At 54.3% G+C, this 13,579-nt stretch carries 4 protein-coding genes and 1 pseudogene; all 5 read right to left on the reverse strand.

All coding sequences use genetic code 11. The annotated features are described in order from the left end of the window. Positions 1 to 135: 135 nt before the first annotated feature. Positions 136 to 1,083, reverse strand: coding sequence for a D-2-hydroxyacid dehydrogenase (locus tag HF685_RS01500; protein ID WP_246218696.1), 948 nt, complete (start codon positions 1,081 to 1,083; stop codon positions 136 to 138). Beyond that, a pseudogene (cysS, locus tag HF685_RS01505) lies at positions 1,080 to 2,545 on the reverse strand (cysteine--tRNA ligase). The gene HF685_RS01500 and the pseudogene cysS overlap by 4 nt, the downstream one beginning before the upstream one ends. Positions 2,546 to 2,599: 54 nt before the next feature. Beyond that, complete coding sequence (locus HF685_RS01510; protein WP_168817984.1) at positions 2,600 to 8,398, reverse strand: beta strand repeat-containing protein; 5,799 nt, start codon at positions 8,396 to 8,398, stop codon at positions 2,600 to 2,602. A 44-nt stretch (positions 8,399 to 8,442) separates the two neighbouring features. After that, entirely contained in the window at positions 8,443 to 12,006 is a 3,564-nt protein-coding gene (locus tag HF685_RS01515; RefSeq protein WP_168817986.1) for a beta strand repeat-containing protein, read from the reverse strand. A 2-nt stretch (positions 12,007 to 12,008) separates the two neighbouring features. Next, positions 12,009 to 13,562 (reverse strand): hypothetical protein, encoded by a 1,554-nt coding sequence (locus HF685_RS16500; protein ID WP_168817988.1) that lies wholly within the window; start codon positions 13,560 to 13,562, stop codon positions 12,009 to 12,011. Positions 13,563 to 13,579 lie beyond the last annotated feature (17 nt).

Raw genomic sequence — 13,579 nt, forward strand, 5'->3', positions numbered from 1 at the left:
CTTATATTATTGGCAACGACCCAGAGATTGTGTCCGTTTCCCCCTCACGGAAAAAGACTCCCCTATACCTATGCCTTTGGTTGATAAGGGAAAGGGTGGCGGGAGTCTAGTGTTGGCGTTTTGAATATGGCCTTACTAATATCCCCGATCAAAGTCTGCTACCGCAATCATGTCTTTACCTGCCCGATAACGCTTTAAATTCTCGACAAACCGGGCTGCGGCGCGTTCAAACATGCGGGTTTGCGCGTTGCCGGATTTGTGCATAGTGATCATGCAATTTGGTGCATCCCAGAGGGGATGGTCTTTTGGCAGGGGTTCAGGATCAGTTACGTCGAGCGCCGCGCCGCCAATTGTCTTATTGTTGAGTGCATCAACCAAAGCTTCCTGGTCAACCAGTGACCCGCGTGCAACATTGATCAGCCAAGCTGATGTTTTCATCGCCGCAAATTCTTTTTCACCCAGCATCTTTTGCGTGTCACTGGTGGCTGGAGCGGAAACAAAAACCCAGTCAAACTCGCCCAGACGTTCCCGCCAGGCATCAAGTCCGATGACATTCGGATCATCGCTCGCCGTGCGGCGAACGGCGGTGATATCAACATCGAACCCTGATAGTTGTTTGGATATCTGCTGGCCAATCCCGCCATAGCCGATGATCAAAGCCTTGCTGTCGGCAATCTCGGTAGTACCCGGGGGGTGTTCCAGCCACTCATTCTTACGCTGACTATCGACAATTAAGTCCATCCGCTTGGCGGCCGAGAGCATCATCATGATCGCGAACTCAGCGATAGGTGCGCTGTTCAATCCCGCTCCATTAGTGAGCAGGGTGTTCTGCGATTTTAATTGCTCCAGCGGAAAATGCTCAACACCGGCATAGATACTGTTAAGCCATTTCAAGTTCGTTGCCGCAGCAATAATCTCTGCCATCTTGTCTTTGTCGTACATATCGAACCAGCCGATTTCAGCGTGCGGAGCAATGGCCATCGCTTCTTCGGTGCTTGTAAACCATGTGACATCGAGGTCGCCGCAATGTGGTTCGACGAGCGGGCGGACTAGCGAGGCCATGGCTGCTTTTGGTTTGATCATATTGAGATTCTCCATTCCCAGCGAAGCGGATCGCCGTCCATGAGTTCGATGCCGTGTGCGGTTAGTTCATCGCGGATGGCGTCGGCGGTTGCGAAGTCTTTTTCGGCTTTTGCTTTTTGGCGTTCCGTCAGCTTTGCTTCTATATCATCAGGATTGATCGAAGCTGAGGCTGGTACAACGCGCAACCCGGACCGCGTTAAGTTGAGCAGGTTGAGCCCAAGCACCTGATCAAATTCTCTTGTTAAACTCAACTTATTATCAGGTTCTGCTTTCTTCGCTCGGAGCATGTCCTCCAAAACTACAAGTGCATCTGCTGTGTTCAGATCGTCAGAAATTGCTTTGTTGAACCGGGGTTTGAAATTTTTCCGGAGGCTGTCGTCGTCATCGACTCGTCTTATATGGTCAGGACTCTTGAGCTTTTCAATTTGTCCCAAAATCCGCTTCAATCGCGTTAGCGCCGCAACCAAATTCTCCCAAGTAAACTCCAGCTCACTCCGATAATGCGCCTGCAAGCACATCAGCCGATAGGCGAGGGGTGTATGCCTTTGTCGATCAAGACTTGCAGACGCAGAAAATCGCCTGATGACTTTGACATTTTCCCGGCTCGATCAATCAGGAAATTATTGTGCATCCAGATATTTGCGCCGCTGTGTTCACTGCAATTATGCGCTTGGTTTTGAGCAATTTCATTAGGATGATGGATTTCACGGTGATCAATGCCGCCGGTGTGAATATCAAATCGATGACCCAGATATTTGTTGCTCATTTGCGAGCATTCCAGATGCCAACCCGGCGCGCCTTTGCCCCAGGGGCTGTCCCATTCCATCTGCCGTTTTTCGCCCTCGGGCGTTTTGCGCCAGATTGCAAAATCGGTTTGATTGCGCTTGCCTTCGACCGTTTCAATCCGGCCTTCACCATCCTCGGTATGCGCGCGTGCCAACCGGCCATAATCCGGCACTGTAGATGTATCGAAATACAAACCGCTATCCAGTTCATAACAATGCTTTTCGGCAATGCTTTTCGCGAACTTGATCATCTCTTCCACGTGATCGGTGGCGATGGTCCACTTCGCGGGCTGACGGATATTCAGGCGCTCAATATCCTTCCAATAGGCATCGGTATAATATTTGGCGATATCCCACGCTGATTTTCCGGAAGTTGCTGCGGCTTTTTCCATCTTGTCATCGCCAGCATCAGCGTCAGAGGTGAGGTGGCCAACGTCAGTGATGTTGATGATATGGGTGAGCTTATAACCTTTCCAACTCATTGTACGTCCGAGTAGATCGGCAAAGATATAGGCCCGCATATTGCCGATATGCTGGTAATTATAAACTGTCGGCCCGCAGGTATAGACCCGCGCTTCACCTGGATGGACAGGTGAAAATTCCTCGATCTGGCGCGTCAGGCTGTTGAACAGGCGCAATGGATGGGCATCGTTAGTCGTGCCATTATCTGGTGTCATGTCAGTCATAACCACCGCCTAATGGGTTCCGGCGTAAAAGGTCAACCAGACAATTTATTCAGCCGGTTCTAGCTCTGCATTGTCGGCAGGTTCATCAGTACGGCAGTCCTCATCCTGAGGATTTTCACATATCTGATCAATGGCCCACAAGTCATCATTGCCTGCGCCAGTAACAGGCTCGTCAATCAACGGATCGTCAATATTCTCTTCTGTATCGCGCAACTCGATCAGATTAGTTTCAAACGGATCTGACCTTAATGCTTCTTCCGGCGGGGTCAGTTCCTCATCGATGATGTCCTGCACCGGATTGTCGTTGGTTGGGTCCGGATCTGGTGAAGGTGTCGGCGTTGGCACCGGCGTTGGAGTTGGCACCGGAGTGGGTGTAGGAGTTGGAGTTGGAGTTGGGGTTGGCACCGGAGTGGGTGTAGGAGTTGGAGTTGGAGTTGGAGTTGGAGTAGGTGTGGGGGTTGGCGGTGGAGGAGGCGGAGGTGCACAGCTGGCTGGATCAGCAATGATGCAGCCGTTAATGGTTGAATTAGGATCAAAATTACCAGTCACATCGGTTTCAAAAATTGCATCAATGCCGGTTACGCCATTGACGATACCATTAATGACAATATTCTGATCCGTGGAACCTGAGTTCTCGATGACAAGTGAACCTATCGTAAAGCCTCGGCGCCCATCAAAATCCTGATCGGGAGAGGTGTTTTGAATGTAGATATTTCCCGGTGCAGTGAACCGCGCCGAACCGCTCCGGATTAGGCCGCCGTCAATATTGACGCCATCATTGTCAGCCAGACGCAGGTCTACATCGAAAACGTTCAATCCGGCAATGTCTGTAAAGGCTTGATCGGTTAAGGCTAAAATATTGGTCGCCGCAAGGTCCAATCGACCAACACTGCCAAAGCTTCCGCTCAAATCGGTAATCTGGATAAGGCCGCCTTGAGCGTTAATCCGCAAATCATTGCCTGCTGTCATATTCAACGAGGTATTCGCGGAAGCGCCGGTCAGATTGAGATTGCCATCAACGCGTGTTGATTGTTCTGAATCAATAGTAAGCGTTCCGGCAAATCCGATATTGGCTGTTTGAGGGCCTGAGACATTTTGACCGGCGACAGCTGTGAGATCCTGAATGATCAAATCAGGTGTGGTGTTGCCAGTCGCAGTGGCGAAGAATGTCAGGTCTCCACCAGATTGAATGCGCGTGAACTCGTCATTGCTGAGACTGAAGACGCCGGTCGCACCGGTGCCGCCCAATATGACTTGATTAGTGCCATTGCTGTTGATGGTTATATCGCTCGTCGTTTGGAAGTCGCCGAGTTGACCGGCGCTGCTAATTTCCATGTCCGCGCTGGAAGTCTGGATGGTAGCACCGACCACGCTCGCCCGAATGTCGATCAGCCCGCCTGCCGTCATTACCAGATTGTTGGCAGCCGTTACTGAGTCAAAGATAGTCGTGTTATTTGCCGACGTTATCGTCACATTGCCACCGGAAGTTGTAATCGCCTGACTCGTTATTCCTCCTGAGCCAAATGCTGGTACTATTGGCAGGCTGGCATTTTGTGATGTTACCACGTTGACAAATGCAGATCCTCCAGTCGTCGTCAAATCAATATCGCCTGTCGCGATCGCGCTTTGGACATTGAGATCGTCCTCAACAAGAATATCAATATCGCCGCCGCGCGCATTGGCGGTGATCGTCAGCGCTCCATTAGACCGAAGGAAAATATTCTGACCATCTGCGGTCACCTCGTTACTGAAATTGAGATTTTGGATAACGACGTCACCAGTGTTGGAAGTGAATTCACCAGAATTACCGGTGGCGCTGTTAATCATCAGCCCGCCTACACCAGTTGCAAATATATTCTGCGGAGTTTCAATTGTTGTCACCGCAAGCTGACCAGAGGCAAAAGCCAGAACATTATTGCCGTCAGATCGCAATAAATTTGCAGTGAGGTTCCCGCCGTTGCGAGCGGAGAGCATGATTAGACCAAGACCGGTCGCATTGGCAGTCTGCAAAGTTATATTGCCTTCTGCTGAAATGATCATGTCCCCGCTGGAGATGATATCACCTGCAGTGAAGGAGCCGCCGTTAGCCCGGGCCGTCAAGGTCCCGTCAGAAGTGAGTGACCCGGCATTGATCATCTGTGCGCTCGTCAATGACATATTGCCATCTGACGTTGCAACTGTGCCAGAAATCCCGCCGCCAGCAACAAATATCATATCCGCTGAACCTGCAGCAGAGGTGAAGGTAATATTGCCCCCGGCGTTAGTGGTGAAGGCACCGCCTTGTGCATCGAGACTGCCGAACCCGACATCGCTGGTGGCGTCTAGATCAATTGCGCCGCCGACCGTGATGTTGCCGCTTGCGTCGACATTACCCGCAGTGGCGTTGAGCGCGAGATTGCCAGCAATTGTGCCATTGTTGAGCGTGACAGATTGGCCGGTAATGCTGGTGTTGCCGCCGCTGATGGCATTGGCCAGTGTCGGTGTACCGGCAGCTCTAATAGTGATGTTGTTAGCCGCGTTCACGGCGCCAAAGCTAGCGCCTCCGTTGGATGCGATGCCGGTTATTGAACCGCCTGATGTAATATCGCCAACCGCTATTATTTGGGCGGCCAGATCGACGTTGCCATCGCTGACAATACTACCACCCGCCATGTTCGTGCCAATCGTGCCATTGGTGGCAGCCAGCGCAATGGCGTTTGACGAGTTTAGCATATCAAACAGGATGTTAGTTGCGCTGGTGAAGTTGATCGCGCTCGCGCTGGCATCACTAATCGCGATATTATTGCCATTGAGGTTGAGCGCATTGGTGGCGTTAAGGTCGCCGCCGTTTATGCTGCCGCCAGCGGTCATGTCGATATTGCTGGTGCTGGTGGCATCGGCAAAGCTGATGTTATTTCCGGCATCTACGGTGAAAGATCCGCCCTGTGCATCAAGCGAACCAATGCCGACATTGCCGGTGGCGTCGATATCAATGCCGCCGCCAGAGACCAGCGCGCCGGAGTTGCTAACATTGCCGCCAGTGGCGTTGAGCCTTAACAAGCCACCCGCTGCGCCAGCGCTCACATTTGCATTGTTCAGTGTCACCGACGCGCCGGTGATGGTTGTATTGCCTCCAGAGGCTGCGGTGCCAACGATTGCTGCGTTATTGGCAGTGACAGAGATGGTCCCGCCCGCATCGAGTGTTGCCGCATTCACAGTGGCACCCGTTAGCGTCAGATTATCTTGCGCATTGGCGGTGCCAGTCAATGTGAGCGCTCCGCCTGCGGTCAGACTGATATTATCCGCTCCGCCGGTGTTGGTGACCCGGTCTGCGGTCATCAATGATCCGCCATTAATCGCCCCGCCTGCCGCCATTGTAATGCTGTTTTCGGTGGTGTTGGCGGCGACAAAGCTGATCTCGCCACCTGCATCAACGGTAAAGTTGTTGCCAGCGGTTGCACGGCCAAAGCTCGCGTTGCCAGTGGCGTCGATATCAATGCCACCGCCAGAAGTAATCGTGCCCGTGCCGTTGACATCGCCACCGGTGGCATTGAGCCGGAGCAAGCCGCCCGGAGCACCCATACTTACATTCGCATTGTTGAGCGCCACCGAACGTCCGGTTATGTTTGTTCCGCTACCCGAATTGGCGGTGCCGACCGTTGCGGCGTTGGTTGCGGTAACGGCAATGGCGCCACCTGTATCCAATGTCGCTGCGTTCACGCTCGCGCCGACGAGTGTCACATTATCCTGCGCATTGGCGGTGCCAGTCAATGTGAGCGCTCCGCCTGCGGTCAGATTGATATTATCCGCTCCGCCGGTGTTGGTGACCCGGTCTGCGGTCATCAATGATCCGCCATTAATCGCCCCGCCTGCCGCCATTGTAATGCTGTTTTCGGTGGTGTTGGCGGCGACAAAGCTGATCTCGCCACCTGCATCAACGGTAAAGTTGTTGCCAGCGGTTGCACGGCCAAAGCTCGCGTTGCCAGTGGCGTCGATATCAATGCCACCGCCAGAAGTAATCGTGCCCGTGCCGTTGACATCGCCACCGGTGGCATTGAGCCGGAGCAAGCCGCCCGGAGCACCCATACTTACATTCGCATTGTTGAGCGTCACCGAACGTCCGGTTATGTTTGTTCCGCTACCCGAATTGGCGGTGCCGACCGTTGCGGCGTTGGTTGCGGTAACGGCAATGGCGCCACCTGTATCCAATGTCGCTGCGTTCACGCTCGCGCCGACGAGTGTCACATTATCCTGCGCATTGGCGGTGCCAGTCAATGTGAGCGCTCCGCCTGCGGTCAGATTGATATTATCGGCTCCGCCGGTGTTGGTGACCCGGTCTGCGGTCATCAGAGATCCGCCATTGATCGCCCCGCCTGCCGCCATTGTAATGCTGTTCTCAGTGGTGTTGGCATTGGCAAAGTTGATCGCGCCGCCCGTATTAACAGTGAAGTTGTTGCCCGCCGTTGCACTGCCAAAGCTGGCGTTGCCGGTGGCGTCGATATCGATGCCACCGCCAGAAGTAATCGTGCCCGTGCCGTTGACATCGCCACCGGTGGCATTGAGCCGGAGCAAGCCGCCCGGAGCACCCATACTTACATTCGCATTGTTGAGCGTCACCGAACGTCCGGTTATGTTTGTTCCGCTACCCGAATTGGCGGTGCCGACCGTTGCGGCGTTGGTTGCGGTAACGGCAATGGCGCCACCTGTATCCAATGTCGCTGCATTCACACTCGCGCCGACGAGTGTCACATTATCCTGCGCATTGGCGGTGCCAGTCAATGTGAGCGCTCCGCCTGCGGTCAGACTGATATTATCGGCTCCGCCGGTGTTGGTGACCCGGTCTGCGGTCATCAGAGATCCGCCATTGATCGCCCCGCCTGCCGCCATTGTAATGCTGTTTTCGGTGGTGTTGGCGGCGACAAAGCTGATCGCGCCACCTGCATCAACGGTAAAGTTGTTACCAGCGGTTGCGCTGCCAAAGCTCGCGTTGCCGGTGGCGTCGATATCAATGCCACCGCCTACCGTGACGATGCCATTACCATTGCTGTTGCCAGCGGTGGCATTCAGTCGGAGATTGCCGCCGATTGCACCGTTGTTCAAGGTGACCGACGCGCCGGTAATAGATGTTGCGCCGCCGCTAATCGCGCGATTGACGAGAGAATTTCCCGATGATGCGACCGTCATCGAGGTCGCCGCATTGGCAATGCCAGAAATCGTCGTCGATCCGGCATTGGCCGTCGCAGTAATCGCACCGGTTGTGGCGGTCATGTCCGTGCCGGTAATATTGCCGTTACCGCTAGTCGTGTTGGGCGTGATCTGGGTAGTAAGAGAAATCGATTGGTTTGCCAGCAAAGTGACAAAGTCGATTTGGCTGGCGGTGACGTTAATCAATCCCCCAGCGGTGGAGTTACCCAGATCAGCAATATTACCTGTATTGATGATAATATTGCCGCCGGTAATAATAGAATTGAGCCCGGTGGCGAAATCGGAAAGCGTGGTCGCCTGGAAATTGCCACTGGCCTCGGCGTGATCCACATTGATCGCGCCTGTTGCATCAAGCAGGATATCACCGCCCGTTACATTCATGTTGGCAACCGTCTGGGTTCCGGCACTGGTGCTGGTGATGCCGGCCCCGGCATCCGCGCTGCCTGTAATGCTGACATCGCCGCCTGTGTTGATCGCGATTGTGGTCGAAGCAGCCATATCTGTGGCTGCAAGATTGCCACCGGCATCAACAGTGAAGGAACCGCCCTGCGCGTTCAGACTGCCAAATCCGACAGCGCCGGTTGCATCCAGGTCAATCCCGCCGCCAACAGTGACCGCCCCATTGCCATCCACATCGCCTGCAGTCGCATTGAGCGTCAAGTCGCCACCGATTGTGCCGTTGTTCAGCGTGACCGATTGACCTGTTATACTAGTGTTCCCCCACTGATGGCATTGGTGAGATCAGGCGTTCCGGTTGCTGTAACATTGATATTGTTAAGTGCGTTGAGTGTACCGGTTGCTGTAACATCGCTCGCGCCGGTCAACTGGATGTTCGAGCCAGTGAGGTTTTCGGCTGCAAAGAGGATTGAATTTGCTTGACCCGCATTGGCGGCGTTGAACGATATTGCAAACAGATCAATTCCAGCACCGCTTGTCATGGCATCAGCCAATGTAATTGTGCCGTCCGCCTCAACCGAGAAATCATCTCCCGCTGCTACGTTGGCCAATGCAACATTACCCAGCGCCCGTATCGCCACATCTTCACCCGCTGTCAGCGTACCGGTTGTGGAAATATTGCCTCCGGCTAGTAAAGCGATACTGGCAGCAGTAGGCGTACCCACGCCGGTGGCAGCCGAACCGAGCGTGATGTCCTGCGCTGCGGAAAGCAAGATGTCGCCGCGATTTGTTGCAAGAGCGCCAACGGCCACATCGGTTCCGAACAGATTAATGCCCGCGCCCGCATTTGTCGTCGTTAAGTCGCCCGCGCCCGTGTTAGCACCTATTGTCCCATTGCTCGCCCTCAGGGTGATCGAATTGGGCGAGGTTATCGAGTTGAACAGGATATCCTGGCCGCTAGCAAAGCCGATCCCGCCACCGCTCACGTCACCAACGGCAATATTGGCGCCATCGAGATTTATCGCGTTGGTTGCGATGAGGTCACCGCCATTTATGCTGCCAACGGCGTTGAAATCGATATTGTTTGTACTGGTTGCCCTGACGAAATTAATATTGCCGCCAGCATCCACTGTGAAGGCACCCCCTTGAGCTTCAAGAGAGCCAAAACCGACATCGCCGGTGGCATCCAGATCGATCGCCCCGCCAACTGTAATTGCGCCATTGCCATCGACATCGCCCGCTATGGCGTTGAGGGTCAGGTCGCCGCCGATAGCGCCGTTGTTGAGAGTGACGGACTGACCGGTAATGCTTGTATTTCCGCCGCTAATCGCGTTGGCTAAGGTGGGCGTTCCAGTGGCTGATACGGTTATATCCGTATCGGCTGTCACAGTTCCGGCGGTGATGTCACCAGCCGTTGCGACCAATGAAACAGAACCGTTATTCGATGTAGCATTGCCCACTGAGATGGTCTGCGCATTGAGATCAAGCGCATCGCCCGAGGTCAGATTGTTCAGAGCAATGTTCGCTACGTTATCGATGGTTATGGTTGTACCGGCCGTCCAGTCACCAGTCCCGGTTACATCGCCACCACCTGCGAAAACATCAATATTGTTGGTCGATGTAAGTGCATTGGCCGTAACACCCGCAAAACTGTCAATAAAGATGTCATCTCCGGTCGCATCATTGACAAAAACAAAGTCACCGACAATGTTAATGGAGCCGCCGATGGCGCTTCCCACGCCAACGCCGCCGCCCTGAATGTCTATTGAGCTACCCGAAACGCCGCTGATGTTGACGCTAGAGGTTCCTGAAATAGAGACGCTACCGGCATCGGCACCACCAATGTTGACGTTATCGCCATCGATGTTGATGCTACCGCCGCCTGACACGTTTCCGATGTCGATCAAACCTGCGGAAATATTCACGTCTCCACCACCGGCAAATCCGCCGAACACATCGCCAGCGTTTATTACAAGCGCACCGCCTGCATCTACATCGCCAAAATCGACGGTACCTGATGCAAATATGGCGGCGTCCCCACCCCCTAAGATGCTGCCCAAAATGATGTTGGAAGCGTCAAGGGTGATATTGTTAGCCGTACTCGAATTGCCAATATCTATATTTCCGCCCGCCACCAGATTTATGTCTGATCCCGGGACAGTGATCGAGCCAAAAATAAAGTCTCCACCAGCGTCATAGTTGATGTCGCCAGAACCAACGGTCAGCGCGGTAACGGTCATGTTACCCGGCACGGAATAAAATCCCGGCGTATCGCCCGCGGTGATCGCTAGTTCCCCGCCGGTATCAATAACAGCAGCGTTCACATCAGCGCCAACATTAATGCCAATGCTGTTCACACTGGTCAGAGCGCCTGATCCCAATAGGCTTCCCGCCGCAGAGATTTGTATTGAATTACTATTTACATTGGCATTCCGCAGATTGACATCGCCTTCCAAGCTTTCAGCAAGAAACTCACTCGCTGCATTGAGTTCGGTCGCAATGCCGTCGGTACCCATAATAATATCGCTTCGGGTAGTTACGCGAATGGTGTCGGCAGTAACCGATCCACTCTCAACAATAGCCTGAATTATGTTATTATTGCTGGCTTGACCAATCAGAACCTGATTATCGGCGGTGATTGTGCCGAAGCAGGCATTGCCTTGGACACACTGGGCGCTAAGTAGGCCATTGTCGTTGGATTGGCCAATAGCCGCTATAACGGCGTTGGATGGGGCATCATTGATGTCGGCTGCTATAGAACTGGCGGATATAGAGCCACCTAGTCCATCAATGGCGTTGGCTGTCATAATGACGGCAGAATTCGAGCCGTTCAGGCTTCCCTGCGCCAAAATGGAGGAAATTGGCGTGATTGGCGTTGTGAGTAGTCCGTTCAATCCACCTGCGTTCAGAACCAGACTGGCCTGATTGCCAAACGGGTTGGTTGGATCAAGAGGGTTGATCGGATTCAAAGCTGCCGTGACTGACGATCCGGTCTGGACAATTATGTCGTCGCCGGTTGTAAAAGCGATCCGGTCATTGGCTGAAACAGCCGCCCCTGTCTGAACCACAATATTACCGCCGGCATTTGCCGTGATACCGGCATAGGACGATATATTGCCAGTTAATGTGATATTGTTGAGTGGATCGTAGAAGAACATTCCGCCGGTCACGGAATCGTCCCCTGCGTCAATCAATATGCCGGATAGATTGGATGTCCCTTGCGGACCGCTTGCAGTGGCGTTGTTGAGGAGAACGTCCTGCCGAGCTTGTAGCCGAATATATGGCACCGCACGAAGATCGTTCGCTGATATCGAACCAGCCGCGACAACCGACATTTCATTGCCGCTATTAACAATCGATCCGACCGAGGCATTGAAATTGCCGATGGAGTTTGCCGTGAAGTTTCCTGTACTGTCGATCGAAATTGTCGAGGCCGCATTGTTGCTGTGATTGATCAATATATCCTGACCGCTGGTCAATGACGTATTGCCGCCAACCGTCATTTGGCCATCACTGTCAAAATTATACTCGATATTGCCCGCGACATTCACAGTGAGATCGCCAAGAACAGACATTGCACCGCTGTTGCCGGTCACGAAGAAGCCAGCATTTGCGCCCCCATTGGTCAAAGCTTCTGCTGTCAGGGAACCGAGCGTAATCCGTCCGAGCGGGTCCGTCGAATTGTCACGGATTTGGATTCGCCCTGCATTTGCACCGCCCGGAACAAATCCTTCACCAATGGGCCCTGCCAGCGGAGCACCCGCGCCGTTCACGCCGTTGGCTCGAATGGTTGTTAAACCGATGGTGATGATGCCAGGACTGCCTTCTTGTACCTCGATGGTTGCGGTGCCTCCTAAGCCTCCGCCACCCACGCCTACGACACCGGTTGAGGTTCCGCTGGGGCCTTGAAGCCCCCAGCCCCGCCAACTCCGTTGGTAAGAAAATTGACAGCGTTTCCTGTTATCGTGCCACCCTGCGCTAGCATAGTGGGCGAGCCGCCAGTACCGGCACCACCGTTGCCGCCGTTGCCAGCTGTGCCGCCGTCCGTTTCGCCTCCACGTCCGCCGCTCCCGCCGGTCCCGATGGTTGAAATATCAAGCGTTGCAGCGCCAATCGTCACTGTTGCGCCAGTCCGGGCCTCCAAATTTATTGTTCCGCCTGTACCCGAACCGCCAATCCCGCCATTTCCGGACAATGCACCGAGATTGTCACCACCTTGGCCGCCAGCGCCGCCAATGCCGTTGCTGGTCAGGACGGCAGCGGTCGGGGTTGGGCCCGGAGTATCAGCGATGGTAATTGCCGCGCCATTACTAGCTACCAGTTCCAACGTGCCGCCAGTGCCGCTTCCACCAGCGCCGCCCAAGCCGCCATCGCCGGTAATAACACCTGGAACCGCTCCGCCCGCTCCGCCTGCGCCACCAGTACCGGTGGTGTTTTGGCTGAAATTGGTGCTTCCGGTTAGGTTCACTCCTGCCCCGGAAAGCGCTATACGGGAAAGGCCACCCAGACCTTGTCCGCCAGCTCCTCCGTTTCCGCCATTGTCGCCGGAACCTGCAGCACCGCCGCTGCCGCCGGAACCCGTGCTTGCCAAGGATAGAAAGCCTATCGTATCAGCATTTCGACTGGTGGTGAAAATGGTACTGCCTGCGGTTCCATCACCGCCTGTTCCGCCATTGGCTCCATTGGAACCTGTCGTGCCATCACCATTGCCGCCGGTTCCGCCGATGCCGCCTTGTCCCCCAGAGAACAGTGCAATACCGGCCGCATTAATTGTGCCAGTCCCGGCGAGGTTCACCGTGACATTGCCGCCCACACCCGAACCACCATCGCCGCCAGCAACCGTTGGTAGGCCCGAGCCGCCATCGCCACCGATCGCATTGGAAACCGCTACAAGCAGTCCCAGCCCATTAAGGACGCCATCGCTCGAAAAGCTTACCGAACCGCCAAATGCATCACCGCCGCGGCTGCCGCGTACGGTATTGCGAATGCTAATAGAATTGACCGTTAAATCACCGTTATTTGTGACGTTTATGTTGCCACCTGTTGCACTGCCACCGGCAGATCCTGGCACGCCGACACCTCCGTTAGCGTCGGTAACGACCTGAAGACCGCCGAGAGTAGCAACCCCGCCCACAAACGATAAATCGAAATTACCGCCAGCGGAATTGCCACCGCCATTGGTTGCATAAACTTGGGAGCGAGTATCGATTAAAACATTCTGTCCCAAACCTGCGGTACCGCCGGTGAAGTTAAACGACACATTGCCGCTATTGTCGTCTCCAGTTGTGGCGGTCGCGAAATTGGTTACCGTACTGTTTCCTGTTTGGACGACAAGGCTTCGATTTTGTAAATTCGTATCGGGATCGGTCGGATCAAACGCGCCTTGCAAATCAAAATTGCTGGTAGCGCCGGACATATTAATAGCCACGTTTCCGCCTGTTGCGG

It is taken from the genome of Parasphingorhabdus halotolerans, from assembly GCF_012516475.1.
Classification (GTDB): domain Bacteria; phylum Pseudomonadota; class Alphaproteobacteria; order Sphingomonadales; family Sphingomonadaceae; genus Parasphingorhabdus; species Parasphingorhabdus halotolerans.